This is a genomic window from Francisella philomiragia subsp. philomiragia ATCC 25015, assembly GCF_000156715.1.
Lineage (GTDB): Bacteria > Pseudomonadota > Gammaproteobacteria > Francisellales > Francisellaceae > Francisella > Francisella philomiragia.
Genome location: NZ_DS999316.1, coordinates 195,739 through 214,351 on the forward strand (window position 1 = coordinate 195,739; position 18,613 = coordinate 214,351).

Consider the following 18,613-nt stretch of genomic DNA (forward strand, 5'->3'; position numbering starts at 1 on the left):
GCTATACATTAAATCTGAAGTTTACAACATCACCATCTTTCATGATATATTCTTTTCCTTCAAGACGAGCTTTACCGGCTTCTTTTGCACCTTTTTCGCCATTATACTGAATATAATCATCATACGAGATGACTTCAGCTCGGATAAATCCTCTCTCAAAGTCAGTGTGAATTACGCCAGCGGCTTGGGGTGCTGTAGCGCCTACAGGGATTGTCCAAGCTCGGACCTCTTTAACACCTGCAGTTAGGTATGTATGAAGATTCAAAAGAGCGTAACCAGCTTTGATAACTCTATCAAGACCAGTCTCAGTAAGTCCCATATCAGCTAAAAATTCTAGCTTCTCATCTGGCTCAAGCTGAGAGATTTCTTGTTCCATAGCAGCACAAACAGGAACAACATTTGAATTTTCAGCTTTAGCATACTCTATAACTTTATCTAATAATGGATTATTTTCAAAACCATCTTCAGTAACATTAGCAATATACAATACAGGTTTGCTAGTTAGTAGAGGAGTTTGCTTGAGCCACTTAGCTTCATCATCTGTTAACTCAAATGTTCTAGCTGGTTTTTCTGATTCTAAATGCTCTTTTAGTTTGGTATAAAAATCTGCTTTAGCTAAAGCTTCTTTATCACCAGATTTTTTCATTTTAGCGAATCTTTGAACTGCTTTATCACAAGATTCAATGTCAGCTAATATCAGTTCCATATTGATAGTGTTAATATCATCAATAGGATCAACTTTTCCACTTACATGAATAATATTATCATCCTCAAAACATCTGACGACATGTGCAATAGCATCTGTTTCACGAATATTTGCTAGGAATTTGTTTCCAAGACCTTCACCTTTGCTTGCACCTGCAACAAGACCAGCAATGTCAACAAACTCCATAGTTGTAGGAAGTATTCTTTCTGGCTTAACAATTTTTGCTAACTCATTAAGTCTTTGATCTGGAACAGAAACGATCCCTACATTTGGATCAATCGTACAAAAAGGGTAGTTAGCTGCTTCAATACCAGCTTCTGTAAGAGCATTAAATAGAGTTGATTTACCAACATTTGGTAAACCTACAATACCACATTTAAATCCCATTATTTTATTCCTTATAATATTATTTTGTATGAAGCCTCAGCATTGTAGGCTCTAATTTGTAGTTTATTATATCATCTAAAACACATATACCATTATCAATAGCATTATCTATATCATTTTTCTGAGCTACAGAAGGATTTGATAGTACATAATTTGATACTTTTGATTTATGTCCAGGATGTCCGATACCAATTCTTAGGCGTAAATAATCATTTGTCCCAAGGTGTTGATGGATACTTCTTAAGCCATTATGACCACCGTGTCCACCACCTTTTTTTAGACGAATTTCCCCTGAATCTATATCTAGCTCATCATGTACTACTAGTATTTCTTCAGGTTCAATTTTATAGAAATTAGCAACCTTACTAACAGCTAAGCCACTATTGTTCATAAACGTAGTTGGAAATACCAATATTATGTTATTGTAATTGATATTTACTTTAGCAATATTGCAATTAAGTTTAGAATTTAGACTAAAGTTTTCATTATTATCTTTAGCAATCTTCGCAATAAACCACTCACCAACATTATGGCGTGTATTTTCATATTCTTTGCCTATATTTCCTAGGCCAACAATCATCTTTATTTTAGGCATCTTTGTTCGTGTTTTGTTGTTCTAATTTATCCAAAAGTATTTTAGTTACTTCTCTTATTATTTTACTATTTGGTTTAGCATCTTTTTGTGATTGAGTATAAAAAATAGCCATAATTATAGCTTTATCATCATCAGGCCAAATAATAGCAACATCATTTGTGGACCCATAAGCACAAGTACCAGTTTTATTACCAATTTCCCATTCATCAGGAATTTCTGCAGCTATACGATTATTACCAGAGTCATTCTCTAAAAGCCATTTCTTAAATAATAGTCGATGCTTTTTGTCAAGAATACTATTGCTAAAAGCGAGTTTATTAATATCTTTAGCCATTATTTTGGGAGTAGTTTTATTTTGATTAGTTGTAAGACTAACTTGATTAGCTACAGGCTCTAAGCCAGCTACTTTTGTTGCATGATCATGTAATGAAAGTATAAAATTATTAAGATTATTTAAACCACCTAGCTTTTCTATCAACAGATTGGTTGCAGTGTTATCACTTTGAATAGCTGCTTTGCTAAGCTCACTCACTGTCATTGTTTGATTTATATGTTTTTTTGTCACTGGCGAGTAGCCAATAATTTGATTTGCTGAGATTTTTACCTCTTTATTGAGTAAGTTGTTATCGGTCATACTCTGTTTGAGTATAGCGCCAACCACAAGAAATTTGTAAGTACTACAAATGGGGAAATAGAAGCTTTGGTTATGCGAAAAATTACTATTATCATTTCTATTAATCGTGTAGACACCTATTTTACCACCGTATTGTTTTTCTAAATTATGTAAATGATTAGATATTTCAATGTTTGCCATACTAGTAGAGAAAGCAACGCTTGAGGTAAATATAGTAATTATTAAAATTATTATTTTATTCATATATAGAGTTAGAAACTATTTGATGTTAGTAATAAGAATTCATTAACTTTTTTGATATTATCTTTCTCAGCAATTTTTGCTTCAGTAAGAGGAAGTTTATTTCCACCTGATATTTTAAGAGCACCTTCTGGAGTTTTGTAGATAATAGTTGGGAAGCCATTTATATCCGAAGATAATCTCATATTGTTTTCGGCTTTTTCATTCGGTTTTGTTAAGCTTTCATCGTACTTTTTAGTATTGTGATATTCTATCAATGCTTGAAGAGGATCTTTTGAGTTGAAAATACTTCTAACAACATCAGGACTATTTTGTAAACTACCGATAGGAATCCAACGGACTGCTAAATCACCAGATTTGATAGCAGGCTGAGAGGCATCAAATAGGCTTGCACAGTAACGACAGTTAGGATCAATGATTGCATAAAACTTATGTGGAGCATCGTCGCTACCTTGTTGAATATATGTAGCATATTTTTTTATATCTAAATAAAGATCACTTGCTTGTGGAGATGATGTAAAGTAATTAGCATATATCTGATTTAGACTTGTTAGCTTGTTTTGATTTCTATCCCATGCTAAAAGCTCTCCATTAACGATGACATCACCATCTTCACTCGTGAAAGTTACTGTTCGTTTAGTTGGATCCTTTTTATCTTCAAGGATATAAGCTTGTAGATGTATACCTGTATCAAAAGTTTTTATTACTTTATATTGTGGAAACGCTTGTTTGACAAGATATAGACCTTGTTGATTGTTAAACGATGATTTACTAAGATTTGCAGTGCTAAAGAAGTATATTATTACCAATAAAAATAATACAAACACTGAAAGGATTGCGAAAGATTTCTTTTGCATTTAACATGACTAATATTGAATAAACATAACGTGATTATACCATATATAAAGATTATCTTTAGTTAGTAGGTAAAAAAATGTCGCTAAAATGATAGCTGGGCCAAATGGTATTACATTTGTACGTTTTGCGATAAGATTTATACCTATAGCAATTAAAATTCCAAATATGCAGCTAGCAAATATTGTATAAAGAAGCATAGGATATCCAAACCATGCACCAATTGCAGCTAATAGCTTAAAATCTCCGTAGCCAAATCCTTCTTTGCCAGTGAGAATTTTGTATATCCAAAATACACTCCATAGTGATAGATATCCGATAATTGCTCCCCAAACTGACTGATCTAGTGTAGTAAATACATTATAGTAGTTAAGAATAATACCTATCCATACTAATGGTAAAGTAAGTGAATCTGGAAGTATCTGATATTTTGCATCTATAAAAAATAAAGGAATAAAAAATGTGCTTAGACCAGCGAGAGCTACTGCCTGAATAGTAAGCCCAAATATATAAAATATAGTTATAAATACTATAGCAGTAATAAACTCAATTAAAGGGTACTCAAAAGAGATACTTTCTTTACAAAAATAGCATTTACCTTTTAGAATAAACCAACCTAAAATAGGTATGTTATGACGATATTTGAGTTTATTTTTGCACTTTGGACATCTTGAGGGTGCTGTTAAGCTAAAATTCTGATCAGATTCTTGCTTGGGTAATTCAAGTATTTCTCGAGCTATGATTTTCTCATCAGCAAATATCTTGTTAGGCACTCTATATATTAGAACGTTTAGGAAGCTGCCAATAGCTGCACCAAAAAGAAATATAAATAAGAAAATTATATATATATCGTAATACATATTTATTTGTGTTCAGGCACACATTGTTTATTTTTTGGTTTAAGCTTATTAACACCATCAATAGCAGCAATACGGTATGCTTCTGCCATAGTAGGGTAGTTAAATGTAGTATTCAAGAAATATCTTATAGTGTTGTGTTTGCCAGGCATAGATTTAATTGCTTGACCAATATGGATAATCTCGGATACTCTATGACCAAAACAATGAATACCTAAAATTTCAAAAGTTTCTTTATGGAACAGTATTTTTAGCATACCGGTTTCACTTCCTGAAATCTGTGCACGAGCAAGATCTTTGAAATAGGCTCTACCACTTTCATAAGGAATATTTTCTGCTGTTAACTGTTCTTCAGTTTTACCAATACAGCTTATTTCAGGTCTTGTATAAATACCTGTTGGGATGTCTTCAACTAACTTATCATTACATGATCCATCAATAATATGCGTAGCAGCAAATCTACCTTGGTTAAAAGCCGATGATGCAAGTGAAGGGAAACCAATAACATCACCAACAGCATATATGTTAGGTTGGGTAGTTTGGTAATTATCATTTACATTCACCAGACCTCTTTGCGGACTATATTCAACTCCAATCTTATCAAGATTCAGACCATTAGTATTACCGGCACGTCCAAGAGCAAATAGCACATAGTCAGACTCTATAATTCGACCTGAATTTAATGTAGTAATTACCTTGTCGCCTTTAGCTTTGATACTCTTGTAAGTTTCGTTATGCATTAGGTTGATTTTTTGGTTAACAGTAAAGTGGTTTGTTAAAGTTTCTATAATCTCATCATCAAGGAATGACATTAATTTGTCTCTAGTATTGATAAGATTTACTTGGATATCAAGAGTACCCAATATAGATGCATATTCACAACCGATTACGCCAGCACCATATATAGTTATTGATTTAATATTTTTATCTTTTAGTTCAAGAAGCTTGTCACTATCTAAAATTCTAGGATGTGTGAAGTCTATATCATCAGGTTGATAAGGGCGAGATCCTGTTGCTAGTATGAATTTTTTAGCAGTTATGATTTCAGTAGAACCATTTTTACGCGAAATTTTAATTTTATTTTTATCTAAGAAACTCGCAAAACCATAAAATACGTCAATTTCATTATTAGCAAAACGATTTTTTTTAATTTCTCTTTGTTTTAGAACTACCTCAAATGCATTGTCTAGCATATCAGGAAAATCAAAGTTTTTTTTGTTATACCAAACTTCTCGTGATAGTTGCCTAAGAGTCTTACTCGGAATTGTTCCCCAGTTATTACAACCCCCACCAATGGCATCATCTTCAATAATTGCTACTTTTTGACCATTTCTAGTCGCTTTCATGGCAGCACCTTCGCCACCAGGACCACTACCTATAATGATAATGTCGTAATTATATTCCATGGTTTTACTCCACAATATATTTTTTGGAAAAATTGGTACACATATTCTCGAAATGATAACATAGTCTAAAGCTATGTTAATTATTTTTGATGAAATTATTCATATTTTATTAGCATTTCAGCGATTTTCTTAGTTGGAGACACAATTTGATCTACGCCGATATTATTTGCGATATTGATACTCTCATCTTTGTCTAGTTTGATTGATATTTTTATATTATCTGTTGGTTCTTCTGATGTTTTTAAAACTTCCTTGATTGAAAGAAGTGTTAAAATATTATCTGAATCTTTTTCATTAAGTATAAATATACTTTTAGCTTTGGTTATATTAGCTTTTTTGAGAGCATCATAATCATAGGATTCAGCATCTATGAAATGTTTTTCTTGTTCTACATCAGCATTAATAAATTTCTGATGATAATTTTTTTCAATAACAATAATATTGTCAATATGTGATTTAAAATAATCTTTTATTAAGCATTTAGTAATTTCCGTATATCCACAAATTACAATATGGTCCTTCATTAAAGTAGCTCCATCTTTTTGTTTAAACTTTTCTGTGATTCTATTAATAACACTACCAGCCATTACTGTTATAATAGTTGCAAATAATCCTATCCCCATAATCATAATAGATACGGTGAAAAGCTTCGCCTCTTCTGTTAGAGGGTGTATGTCTCCATATCCAACTGTACTAAATGTGACTATTGTAAAATATATTGCGTCAGAAACGTTTTTGATACCATCAAATTCATCTTTTAGATAGTATAGTCCCGTAACACTATATCCAATTGCTAAGAAAAATGAAATAAGTAATACGAATTGGTAGAAAGTAATTCTATTAGAGTTTTTCTTGTCAAATGTTTTTCTAAAATATATAAGTAATAAAATTTCTAAAACATGAGTGAAAAATGCAACATCATAAGATATATGTTTATCTTGGACATAATCTCCAATAATTGACAGGCTAATGAAAACAACAGCTAAAAACCAAAAAGTTCTTTTACGGTTATAAATACCACGGGCTATGATTATCATCAAATACCCTAAGATTAAGGGTAAAAATATTCCTAATCCAGTATTGTATTTCATACCAAAATCGTAGAGATCTGAAGGGATATTTGCATCTAAATTGACAGAGAATATTTTGTTAATTACTGGTACAGCAACTGCTAAAATAGTAATAAAACCATTTAGAGTCATTGTTACAGATATAAAAAGAGGGATATATTTAGAGTACTTTTCTTTAATAGTCACAGACGGATGATATTAAAATAATTAAAAGGATGATTAGATTATAATGTATGGTCGGTTGAAAATACAGCTAATATATAACTATATATGGGCAAGTCTTCTAATTTTGGGAATTAATACATACATGATAAATGCTGCTATACCTGCAATGATAGCTAAGCCAGCAAATAGAGCTAAATAATTATGATTTGTCTCCAGTGGTGTAGCATTGATATCTGGTGAAGCAACTAATATTGATAGTAAGCTTGCTATAACTCCAGATGTACTTCCTGTAACAACCATCCAAGATCCCATCATCAAGCCTTGTAGTCGAGGGTTGGCAAGCTTACCGATCATAGCATATCCTGTTGGAGATATTAAAAGCTCTCCTATGGACTGAAATACATAACTTAAAATTAACCATATAGCAGCTGTTTGTCCAAGTTTGTTCGCTGAGAAAATTCCTATCACTAGCATCAAAAAGCCAATTCCTATAAATACGATGCTAAAACAAAACTGCATAGGGAATGAGAATATAAATTTTCGACGAATAATTATAAGAAGACTAGGTAATAACACACCTCCCACAGCTATTACTACAGTATTTACATTTTGAAACCATTGGGTTTGGATTGTGAAGCCAAAAATATGCTTGTCAACATTAGCTTCTGTGAATACAGTTAGAGCCATTGGTGCAAGCTGATAAGCAGACCAAAATACTAATCCAAAAGTTGCTAAAACAACATAAGCATATACTTTTTCTTTTTGTTCTTTCGTATCTTGCGATCTTGCTATAGGTATAAACATTGCTAATAGAGTAATTCCGATAGCTAGTGCAATATAATTTGTATTAAGAGGATATTGTAAAGCAATAACTAAAATAGCTATAGTCAAGAAAATTAGAATGACTGTATATATACTGTTTTTGTATAGGATTTTTGTTCCTGAGTTTTTAATTTTTCTGACAAGAGGGGTAGTTCTATCCGCTACAGTTTTCCAGCTAGTAATTACAAGTAAAAAAGCGATTATGTTTGTAATAGTGGTAATAAGAAAAAGTATGTTATAACTATGTTCTGATTGATATATACCTGCTACAGTAAAGCCAATGAAAAAACCGACATTCATTCCAGCATAGTTCCAAAAGAAGGCAGTCTCGCGAGAAGTATCATCATTTTCAAATTGCTGAGTTAACATCATATTTATACATGGGACATTTAGACCACATCCCGTTAGAAATAGAGCTAGAGCTATATATAGATGTTCAGTACTTGGAAACGATAAAAATAAACAAGCGATTATCTGCAAGACCATTCCTATCAAAAATAAAACTCGATAGCTAATTAATCGACCACCAATATAGCCACCTAAGATATGCAAACCATAGTTAAATGCAACAAAAACACCCATTACAGCACTTGCTTTTGTGACAGTGAATCCCAAAGCTTGAGTCATAAATAAAACTAATGTTGAGTAAAGAACAGCAAAACTTACTGTTGAAAATAGCTGTGTTATTAGTAGTAGCCTAGAGGCTTTTTTTATTAGAGTAACACCCATTAAATTATTAGAATCAAAGTAGATAGTAAAATTGATTTTATAGATGTTTTTTTCTAAAAAATAGATAAGATAGCAAATTTGATAAAGGATTATAGAATGTACTGACTTAAATTTTTATTTTTGACTAGTCCACTTAGTTTTTCATTTATGTAATCTGTAGTTATGTTTATAGATTTGTTTTCTAAGTCCGGAGCATCAAAAGAAATTTCTTCTAGAAGTCTTTCCATAACAGTATGAAGTCTTCTAGCACCGATATTTTCAACTTCTTCGTTTACTTGAAAAGAAATTTCAGCAATCTTTCTAATGGCATCTTCTTCAAAGCTTAGTTCTACACCCTCAGTTTTCATCAAAGCAATATATTGCTTAAGTATAGAACAATCAGGCTCTTTTAGTATTCTAACGAAGTCTTCTATTTCAAGAGATTTTAGTTCTACTCTGATTGGTAATCTACCTTGAAGCTCTGGGATCAAGTCAGATGGTTTAGCAACATGAAATGCTCCCGATGCTATAAATAGGATATGATCAGTCTTTATCATACCGTATTTAGTAGAAACAGTTGAACCTTCTACTAACGGCAGTAAGTCACGCTGAACACCTTCTCTAGATACATCAGCACCTGAAGTTCCAGATTTTTTACAGACTTTATCAATTTCATCTAAGAATACGATACCGTTTTGCTCAACAGATTCAAGAGCTCTAGCCTTAATATCTTCTTCATTGATAAGTTTTGCAGCTTCTTCATCTTTGACAAGTTTAATAGCATCTTTGATTCTCATTTTCTTTGTTTTTTTCTTATCGCTACTTAAACTAGAGAACAGATCTTGAAGCTGATTTGTCATATCTTCCATACCTGGAGGTCCCATAACACCTATGCTTTTAGGAGCTACAGATACTTCGATCTCAATCTCTTTATCATTTAACTCACCATTTTGGATTTTTTTTCTGAAAATCTCGCGAGTTTTATTTTCTTTTTCTTTTTTAGATTGGGCATCTTCGGCAGGTTCATTTGCAAAGCCTACTTTTGACTCAGAAGCTCTAGCAGGAGGGATAAGAACATCTAATATTCTATCTTCTGCTAATATAGCAGCTTTTTCTGTAACTTTTTGCTTAGCTTCTTCACGCTTCATTTTAACAGCAGTTTCTACTAGATCGCGGATTATAGACTCAACATCTTTACCGACATAACCAACTTCTGTAAATTTAGTAGCTTCAACTTTGATAAAAGGCGCATCTGCTAATTTTGCTAGTCTGCGCGCAATCTCTGTTTTACCTACACCAGTAGGTCCTATCATTAGGATATTTTTAGGAGTTACTTCTTGACGCATCTCATCATCAAGTTGCATTCTACGCCATCTATTGCGTAGAGCGATAGCAACTGCTTTTTTAGCATCATTTTGACCTATGATATGTCTTTCTAATTCATGTACAATTGTTTTTGGAGTCATTACTTGTGTCATCGTATAACTATCCTTTTTTGTTTTCTAAACTTTCAATAGTGAAATTATGATTTGTGTATATACAAGTGTCTGCAGCTATTGTAAGGCTTTTTCTAACTATCTCTTCAGCAGAGAGATCAGTATTTTCTACAAGTGCAGTTGCTGCAGATCGAGCATAAGTTGATCCAGAACCAATAGATATAATGTCATTTTTGTCAGCAGCCATAACATCTCCAGCTCCTGATATTAGAAGGGATAGTTTCTCATCGGCAACTATAATCATAGCTTCTAACTTACTCAGCATTCTATCTAAACGCCACTCACGTACCATTTCAACAGCAGCTCTTTCAAGATTACCTTGATAAAATTCTAGTTTTTGTTCAAATTTTTCGAATAGTGTAAATGCATCTGCAGTAGATCCTGCAAAGCCTGTCAGAACTTTACCACCATTTAATTTTCTAACCTTTATGATATTTTCTTTTGCTATTGTATGTCCTAGTGTAGCTTGACCATCGCCACCGATTACTACTTTATCACCTTTTCTAACGCATAGGATGGTAGTTCCTTTCATTGCTTCCATAATCAAATCCTTTATTAGGTTTGTTAAAATAATCTATGTAATATTACTAAATGGTATCTGATATAAAATTTTACAAGCAATTTATTATATTTTTTTCTGCTTTAAAGGCCTTATTAGTTTTTCTGAGACAAAAATAGTGAATTTTATGTTATATTTTAGCTTGTTTTATTTTTTACTAGAGCATTATGATGAATAATTTAAATTTTAGAGAAACGATTTCAATAGCTACAAATATATACAAAAGAGCATTTAAAATAACTTTTGTATTAGCTTTTATGCTGTCATTTGTATCAGAGTTTTGTTTTGTATACCTAATGAATCACGGCATGGCAGATTATATTCAAAGTGGTAACGAAGCTGATATTTCGCAATTACCATCAGGAAATATATTAGCAAGTATATTTTTGTTGATTGTCGTAGCTACTGTATTTGTTTACGCAATGATAATAATATTGCAAGGTATTGTGGTTAAGCATGAAATAAAAGTATCAGATGCGTTAAAAATAGCTCTACAGATATTTTCAAAAAGGATATTTGTATTTCTAGGAGCATTTTTACTTTCGATGATTGCTATGACATTGTTTACGATGTTTTTACAATATATAGGTATTTTTCTAGGAATATTATTCTTCTTGACAGTTATGCCTGCTGTATTATTAGCACAAAAGGGTATTTTTGAGTCTATATCTAATAACTTTAGTATAATAAGAAGTAATTTTTTCTACATGTTTAGAATATCTATTACAATATTAGCTCTTATGATAATCAAACCATTAGTAACTTTTGGGTTAATATATTTATTGAAGGATTTTGGCTTAGAGATGAGTTCATTAGAAATGTCTATTCAAAATATTGTCGTGACAGTTGTTGATGCTTTTATTTTGCCTTTCATTTTTGCAATTAGTGTTGCAACATTCTTCTCAACAAACTCTAAATAAAATTTATTCTGTAAGAATTTTCTTAAAGAAATCAAAATCATAGCTATTTTCAAAACGGATATTTTTATCAGCTAGATTTGTGTTTTTATAAACGTTATTAATCTCTGTAACAATACCAGCATCAATCTTGATTTTGATTTGTTCACTACCTTTGGTGTAGGTTTTAGTAAATGGTAGAGTTTTTCCAAATCGCCATTTCCATTCTTTTAGTATTTCTATCTCTTTGTCTATAAGCTCTCTATTTTCTAATGGTGTTTCTTCATTAATTAGGCTTAAATCAATACTTCTGAAGCCTTTAATAAAAGATCTTGTGAGATCTTGAGTTTGTATATCATGCTTTATCTCGGATAGATTGATTACTTTTGATCGATGAGATTTCACTCCTTTTGTATCTAAAGATTTATCTATTGGTTGATGAAGATAGTCATAGAGTTTTTTTGTATTAGCATTGATGAGCAGTGTACCATGATGGAAAGCACGATCTTTTTTCTCTCGAAAAGCACTACCTGATACTTTGTAGGTATGACCATTATGATCAATAACAATATCATTTCTTTCATTGGCATATACATCTATACCTAATTTTTTGACCGTACTGCATACTAGCTCTAGGTTTGCTTTGATGTCATGTTCTTTTTTTGTACTAATGATAGTGTAGTTAAGATTACCATAGTCATGATAAACAGTTCCGCCACCACTTTGACGGCGTACCATTGGTATATTATCGTTATTCATCGCTTCAAGATTACATTCAAGCCATGGGTTTTGTGCTCTACCAATAACAACACATGGAGAGTTTTGCCATAAAAATAAAATCTTTTCATGATGAAGTTTTTCTAAGAATAACCAGTTTTCAAAAGCTAAATTGAAATAAATATCATTACTTTGTGATATATATATATGCATGGGATATTAAATGTTTTTACTTTGTAGTAAGTATAAGGTTTTATTGGTTCTATAAAAGAGTTTTGTGCTATAATTTTGCTTTATTGAGAGAAATTTTTATATACAAAATATAATGTCGACTATACAACAGACTTTAGAAATAATCAAAAGAGGGGCTGATGAAGTCCTAATCGAAGAAGAATTAGTTAAAAAACTAGAAAAAAATAGACCTTTAGTAATCAAATTTGGCTGTGATCCAACAGCTCCTGATATCCATCTTGGTCATACAGTTGTTATTAACAAATTAAAACAATTACAAGACTTAGGCCATGAAATTCACTTTTTGATAGGTGATTTCACAGCTCAGATAGGTGATCCTACTGGTAAAAATGCGACAAGACCTCCATTGACTGCAGAAGAAGTTGCTGCAAATGCTGAAACATATACTAAACAAGTATTTAAAATCTTAGATAAAGAAAAAACTGTCATTCGTCGTAATGGTGATTGGTTTGATAAAATGTCTGCAAGCGATATGATCAAACTAGCATCTAAATCAACAGTTGCTAGAATGCTTGAAAGAGATGATTTCTCAAAAAGATACAAAGGTGGTCAGTCTATCTCAATACATGAGTTCTTGTATCCATTAGTACAAGGCTATGATTCTGTAGCTATGAATGCGGATATAGAGCTTGGTGGTACCGACCAGAAATTTAACTTGTTGATGGGTAGAGAGCTACAAAAACAACAAGGTCAAGAACCACAAGTTATCATAACAATGCCACTTCTTGAAGGTTTAGACGGTGTCAAAAAAATGTCAAAATCTAGCCAAAATTATATAGGTATTGAAGAGAATCCTAATGATATGTTTGGTAAAGTAATGTCAATTTCAGATGAACTGATGTGGAGATATTACGAGTTACTTAGCTTTAAATCTTTAGATACTATAGCTAACTTAAAGCAAGATGTTGCTAATGGTACAAACCCACGTGACATTAAAATAGAGTTGGCAAAAGAGCTAATAGAGAGATTCCACTCTAAAGAAGATGCTGAAAGTGCTCATCAGGATTTTATCCAAAGATTCCAAAAAAATCAGATACCTGATGATATAAATGTTGTAGAATTAAATCAAGAATTACCAATAGCAAACTTGTTAAAAGAGGCAGGTTTAGTAGCAAGCACATCAGAAGCTATCCGTATGATTAAGCAGGGAGCTGTTAAAATAGATGGTGAAAAGGCTGAAGATAACAAAGCTATTTTTGGTAAAGGTACAGAAAATGTTTTCCAAGTTGGTAAACGTAAATTTGCAAAAGTTATTATAAAATAAGGGGTTGTTTAAAATGGATAAATTTTTATCAATATTTGTAGGGGTTTTAATCATAGTAACTATTATTACTATTTTTATTCATCTATTTCCTATAGCTATAAAAGTATGTTTTATATCAGCAATAATCAGCGCAATAATTTATGTTGTGCTTAAGATGATAGAAAAATTTAGTAATTAATCGTATTTAAATATAATAGTAAAACCAGTGGATGTAGTTTTTTATTTTTATGCAAATAAAGAACAATATTCAAGATTTTATTATTCAAAAAAATTTAGCGTTGAAACTTGAGTGTGTATCTGAAAAATATCTAAATACAACTGTAGATATAAGTGAAGAACTCAGAAAAAATATACATACTCACCCTAGCGATAATAGTGTTTCATATAATGATGAGATTGCTGAAATTTCATTGAATCTAGCTAAACAGAACAAAAGCTGTTAAGTGCTACTATAAAAATTCATAGAAAACTTAGAAGTTGTGGAGTTGATGCACAATTACATGTTTTTGAAGCAATATCTCATTGTCAATATTTAGCTAGTCCAGATATTCCTCAAGGCAAAGAGCTTCGCAGAGAAATAAAGGACTTTTTTGATAAGTACTTGAAGTAATCATTTTGACTTAAAAAAATTCTGAATATTTAGAACTCTCTAATACAAATCATAGCTAAGACCACATACAAATAAGTAACTTCATTCTGCTTGAAACAAGTAGCTTATTGAGAAAAACTTGTTACTTTTAATAATTATTAGCAAGTAGATTGATGGTTAAGTTATACTTTAAATGTAGTTATTCCGTATAACAAATATAGGGGTGTGTTATAAATGAAATATCATCTTAAAAGTTTCTTGTCTGAATTAGAAAATAAGCTTGATAAAAAGCAAATAATAACAGATGAATTTTTATGTTTTGCGTATAGTACAGACGCTAGTTTATATAGACTGTTACCCAAAGTAGTCTTACATATAAACAACGAGAAAGAAGTTTTAGAGGTTATAAAGTTAGCAAACACTTATAAAGTTCCTTTAACATTTCGAGCAGCAGGTACTAGCTTAAATGGTCAAGGTATTACAGATCATGTCTTAGTGGTTATTACAAATAAATGGAATAATTATAGCATTGAGAATAATGGAGAAATTATTCGCTTACAACCTAGCTTAACGGGTGGACAAGCAAATTTATTTCTTAATAAATATGGTCGAAAAATAGGTCCAGATCCATCTTCTGTAAATGTGGCAAAAATAGGTGGAATAGTAGCTAATAATGCCAGTGGTATGTGTTGTGGATTTAAGCATAATAGTTATAATACTCTAAAAGATATTAGAGTTATCTTTAGTGACGGACAGATCCTTGATACAAAATCGGTCGATTCAAGAGAAATGTTTAGAAAAAATAATCCTGACATCATCTCTAAGATGTCGGCAATATCTGAGCAAGTTAAGTCTAATCAAAAACTAGTAGATTTTATAAAACAAAAATATCAGATAAAAAATACTATGGGGTATGCTATTAGTGCTCTAATAGATTTTGATAATGAGATAGATATAATTTCACACTTAATGGTTGGTTCAGAAGGAACATTAGGTTTTATCTCCGAATTTAGTTATAACACGATTCCAAATTATATAGATAAGTCTACGGCTTTTATATTTTTTAGAGATATTAGAACTTGTGCTGAAGCTATTACAGCAATATCTAAATATGATGTTGCTGCAGCTGAGATAATGAGTTATTCAACTCTGATTACTATCAAAGATTTAGAAATATTAGATAGTGAATATAAAGAGCAGATAAATAAACTACAAGTAGGTTCTGCGGGATTAATGTTTGAGCTTGATGCTGATAGTCCTGAATCTCTAGAAGTTAAGAAGTCCAAAATACTTGAAGTCTTGAAAAAGTTTGAACCTCTTTTTGGTGTGGGTTATGTTACAGACGCCAGTAAATACAATCGTCTTTGGGATGTTCGTAGGGCTGTATTACCATGTGCAGGTAATAAGAAGCCAGCCTTAGACACATTAGTAATGGAAGATGTTGCTTTTCCAATAGATAGTTTAGCTGATGGTATCACTGATCTTGAAAATCTGCTAGAAAAGTATGGTTATGATAAAGATATAGCAGGTCATGCTCTAACAGGAAATTTACATTTTAATCTATCAACAAACCTAGAGAAAGATGACGAAGTTCAACGATATAAAGATTTTATGCATGATTTTACAGATATGGTTGTTAAGAAATACAACGGATCTTTAAAAGCAGAACATGGTACAGGTAGAAATATGGCACCATTTGTTGCAAAAGAGTGGGGTGATCAGCTTTACAACGTGATGCAAGAAATAAAGCTGTTATTAGATCCACATAACCTCTTTAATCCAGGTGTTCTTCTCAATGATGATAAAGATGTTTTTGTTAAAAACTTTAAAAGAAGAGTTAAGTTGGATAAGCAAGCAGATAAATGTCTTGAGTGTGGTTTTTGTGAAAGTGTCTGTCCTTCAAGAGATTTATCACTAACTCCTAGACAGAGATTGTCTGTGTATAAAGAAATGATGATCCTTAAAGAAACAGATAAAGCAAAATATAAAGATTATAAAAAGAAGTATCAATATTATGGAATTGATACATGTGCTGCAACAGGATTATGTGGAGTACAGTGTCCTGTTGAAATTAATACAGGTAGTTTTATAAAAGATTTACGAGCAGAGCAAAATAAAGCAAATATTATAGATAGTTTTATGTTTAAGCACTTTTCAGGATTTGCGACAATCTCTAACCTTGCTCTAAAAATAAGTAGAGGTTTTAGTAGAGTTTTAGGTGACAATATTCTAAGGAAGTCATCTTTAGCAGTGCATAAGGTATTAGGTAATACACCAGTCTGGAATTCTGCTATGCCAACAGGTGCAAAAAGCTTAAAAAGTATAAAACAATTTGAAGCGGGAGTTACTAAACCAAAGGTAGTTTATTGGCCAACCTGTACAACCAGAATATTTGGACCTTCAAAAGATACAAACCAAAATGATACCAAGCAAGCCGCTTTAAATATTCTAGAGAAGAGTGGATATGAGGTGATAGTCCCCAAAGGTTTATCTAATACTTGTTGTGGACAACCATTTGATTCAAAAGGATTATATGATAAAGCAGAGCAGAAGCGTCAAGAGGTAATAGAATTATTAAAAGCAACTAGTGATAACTTTAGCTTGCCAATAGTCACAGATGCTAGCCCGTGTTCACTAAGAATAAATGACGGTATGACTGATACTAAGGTTTATGATTCAGTTGCGTTTATTGCTGAATTTTGTTTAGATAAATTAAACATCCATAAAATAGGTAAATTAGCAGTTCATCAAACATGTAGTACACAAAAAGCAGGAAATCAAAAGTATATATTAGCAATAGCTAATTCATTATCAGATGATGTGGTGATACCAAGAAGTGTGACTTGCTGTGGGTTCGCTGGCGATAAAGGTTTCACTCTTCCAGAACTTAATGCCTCTGCATTGTCAGGTTTAAAAGAGGAAGTCAAAGGCTGTGTATGTGGAATTTCTAATAGTAGAACTTGTGAGATAGGTTTAAGTTATCACTCGGGATTAACTTACTATTCGGCATTTGATTTGTTAGATAAGAACTCCTCGTCTAAATTCTTAAACGTTTGACTTAATTGTGTAGTTGCTGACTAATCATTCCTTTTAAAATCGATTATCTGCCTACGTTGTTTTTTTGTAGGCTTTTCTGGGCTTAATAAGTTAGCAGTTTTTCTGATAATTGCTTCTTTTTCTCTCTTCTCGATACTTTGTTGTGTTTCTATGTAGAGTTTTTGAGCTTCAGTAGCTGATTTTCTAATTTCATCGAGAGCTTCGACAATTATTGTTTTTTTAATATGAGATTGTTGAATTTGATATTCATCACCAATATTTACAGTTTTGCTAACTTTTGTTTTTTGTCCTTGAAAGTGGACTTTACCACCTTCGATAGCTTTTTTTGCAAGAGCTCTAGTTTTGTAAAATCTTGCGGCCCATAACCATTTATCGAGTCTTACACTCATATCAGAAGAGAGTTAATTTGATTAATTTGATTATATCTAATAATAACTAGCATTTTAACTAGTTTTAAAGTCTGCTATCCTAAAAGGCAACTTAGGACTGCAAAAAAGTATCGATGAATAAAACTATAAATTTACATAAAATGAAAACATCATTGGATAGCGATAATAATGCTCGTTATGAGTTAGATGATATCTGTATAAATGATTTGATCGGAAAGAATTTAAAAATTGAATTTTTAAATGAGATAAATTGTGTATCTTGTGGCATTAAAACTAAAAAAAGCTACTCTCAAGGCTACTGCTTTATGTGTATGAGGAAGCTACCAGAGTGTGATATTTGTATCGTTAAGCCCGAATTATGTCATTTTGCGGCAGGGACATGTAGAGATTCTAATTGGGGCGAAGAAAACTGTATGAAAACTCACATTGTATATCTATCAAATACAGGAGATATTAAGGTGGGGATTACAAAGCTTAAAAATATTCCATCACGTTGGATAGATCAGGGTGCTAGTCAAGCTATTCCGATCTTTGCTGTAGAGACTAGATTAATATCAGGCTTAGTTGAAGTCGCTATTAAAGAGCATATCTCAGATAAAACCAACTGGCGAAAAATGCTTCAAGGAGAACCAGATTTAGGAGTCGATTTTGCGAGTTTAAGAGAAGAATTGATAGAAAAATCTAGTGAGAAAATAGCTCAAATCAAAGCTAAATATGGTGATAATAGTGTTGAAGCTGTAGAGGGTAATATTCAAACTATAAATTATCCTGTGCTTGAGTATCCTGCAAAAATTAAATCATTTAATTTAGATAAAGATCTAATAATTGATGCAAAGCTTATAGGTATCAAAGGTCAGTATCTGATATTCGATACAGGTGTGATAAATATCCGTAAGTATAGTGGTTATAAGTGTAATTTATCTGTATAAACCCTTCAGATAGCTAATAT

General features: G+C 31.8%; 17 protein-coding genes. 5 read left to right on the plus strand and 12 right to left on the minus strand.

Features of this window, described 5'->3' with window-relative positions:
* Position 1 precedes the first annotated feature (1 nt).
* From ychF to hslV, 10 genes are all read right to left on the minus strand, one after another.
* The gene (gene ychF / locus FTPG_RS06315; RefSeq protein ID WP_004287596.1) at positions 2-1,093 is read right to left on the minus strand and encodes a redox-regulated ATPase YchF; all 1,092 of its coding nucleotides are present in this window, start codon (positions 1,091-1,093) and stop codon (positions 2-4) included.
* A 19-nt stretch (positions 1,094-1,112) separates the two neighbouring features.
* Positions 1,113-1,688, minus strand: coding sequence for an aminoacyl-tRNA hydrolase (gene pth, locus FTPG_RS06320; protein WP_004287597.1), 576 nt, complete (start codon positions 1,686-1,688; stop codon positions 1,113-1,115).
* Positions 1,681-2,565 (minus strand): class A beta-lactamase, encoded by an 885-nt coding sequence (gene bla / locus FTPG_RS06325; RefSeq protein WP_004287598.1) that lies wholly within the window; start codon positions 2,563-2,565, stop codon positions 1,681-1,683. The genes pth and bla overlap by 8 nt, the downstream gene beginning before the upstream one ends.
* 8 nt (positions 2,566-2,573) lie before the next feature.
* Complete coding sequence (locus FTPG_RS06330; RefSeq protein ID WP_004287599.1) at positions 2,574-3,419, minus strand: DsbC family protein; 846 nt, start codon at positions 3,417-3,419, stop codon at positions 2,574-2,576.
* A gap of 9 nt (positions 3,420-3,428) precedes the next feature.
* On the minus strand, positions 3,429-4,277 hold the full coding sequence (locus FTPG_RS06335; protein ID WP_004287600.1) for a prepilin peptidase: 849 nt from the start codon (positions 4,275-4,277) through the stop codon (positions 3,429-3,431).
* A gap of 2 nt (positions 4,278-4,279) precedes the next feature.
* Positions 4,280-5,680, minus strand: a complete 1,401-nt coding sequence (sthA, locus tag FTPG_RS06340; protein WP_012280895.1) for a Si-specific NAD(P)(+) transhydrogenase — start codon at positions 5,678-5,680, stop codon at positions 4,280-4,282.
* A 95-nt stretch (positions 5,681-5,775) separates the two neighbouring features.
* A complete protein-coding gene (locus tag FTPG_RS06345; RefSeq protein WP_035722548.1) occupies positions 5,776-6,936 on the minus strand; it encodes an ion channel in 1,161 nt (386 codons plus the stop codon).
* Between the two features lie 78 nt (positions 6,937-7,014).
* Positions 7,015-8,466, minus strand: coding sequence for a peptide MFS transporter (locus FTPG_RS06350; RefSeq protein WP_004287603.1), 1,452 nt, complete (start codon positions 8,464-8,466; stop codon positions 7,015-7,017).
* A gap of 89 nt (positions 8,467-8,555) precedes the next feature.
* Positions 8,556-9,923 carry an ATP-dependent protease ATPase subunit HslU gene (gene hslU, locus FTPG_RS06355; protein WP_004287604.1) on the minus strand — a complete coding sequence of 456 codons (1,368 nt, stop codon included), beginning with the start codon at positions 9,921-9,923 and terminating at the stop codon, positions 8,556-8,558.
* A gap of 7 nt (positions 9,924-9,930) precedes the next feature.
* Complete coding sequence (gene hslV / locus FTPG_RS06360) at positions 9,931-10,482, minus strand: ATP-dependent protease subunit HslV (protein ID WP_004287605.1); 552 nt, start codon at positions 10,480-10,482, stop codon at positions 9,931-9,933.
* 188 nt (positions 10,483-10,670) lie between these two features.
* Here hslV and FTPG_RS06365 point away from each other — a divergent pair, with 188 nt between their 5' ends.
* Positions 10,671-11,420, plus strand: coding sequence for a hypothetical protein (locus FTPG_RS06365; RefSeq protein ID WP_004287606.1), 750 nt, complete (start codon positions 10,671-10,673; stop codon positions 11,418-11,420).
* 3 nt (positions 11,421-11,423) lie between these two features.
* Here FTPG_RS06365 and FTPG_RS06370 read toward each other — a convergent pair whose 3' ends face one another.
* On the minus strand, positions 11,424-12,326 hold the full coding sequence (locus tag FTPG_RS06370) for a lipoate--protein ligase family protein (RefSeq protein WP_004287607.1): 903 nt from the start codon (positions 12,324-12,326) through the stop codon (positions 11,424-11,426).
* 112 nt (positions 12,327-12,438) lie between these two features.
* On the opposite strand from FTPG_RS06370, the gene tyrS reads away from it, so the two are divergent.
* The 3 genes from tyrS to FTPG_RS09670 all read left to right on the plus strand — a co-directional run bounded on the left by tyrS (position 12,439) and on the right by FTPG_RS09670 (position 17,275).
* Positions 12,439-13,629, plus strand: coding sequence for a tyrosine--tRNA ligase (tyrS, locus tag FTPG_RS06375; protein WP_004287608.1), 1,191 nt, complete (start codon positions 12,439-12,441; stop codon positions 13,627-13,629).
* A gap of 227 nt (positions 13,630-13,856) precedes the next feature.
* Complete coding sequence (locus FTPG_RS06380; protein ID WP_004287610.1) at positions 13,857-14,072, plus strand: hypothetical protein; 216 nt, start codon at positions 13,857-13,859, stop codon at positions 14,070-14,072.
* A gap of 380 nt (positions 14,073-14,452) precedes the next feature.
* On the plus strand, positions 14,453-17,275 hold the full coding sequence (locus FTPG_RS09670; RefSeq protein WP_004287611.1) for an FAD-binding and (Fe-S)-binding domain-containing protein: 2,823 nt from the start codon (positions 14,453-14,455) through the stop codon (positions 17,273-17,275).
* Positions 17,276-17,295: 20 nt separating this feature from the next.
* Here FTPG_RS09670 and FTPG_RS06390 read toward each other — a convergent pair whose 3' ends face one another.
* Positions 17,296-17,664, minus strand: coding sequence for an RNA-binding S4 domain-containing protein (locus FTPG_RS06390; protein ID WP_004287612.1), 369 nt, complete (start codon positions 17,662-17,664; stop codon positions 17,296-17,298).
* Positions 17,665-17,777: 113 nt separating this feature from the next.
* Between FTPG_RS06390 and FTPG_RS06395 the strand changes: the two genes are divergently transcribed.
* Complete coding sequence (locus FTPG_RS06395; protein WP_004287613.1) at positions 17,778-18,593, plus strand: DUF2797 domain-containing protein; 816 nt, start codon at positions 17,778-17,780, stop codon at positions 18,591-18,593.
* The last annotated feature ends 20 nt before the right edge of the window (positions 18,594-18,613 follow it).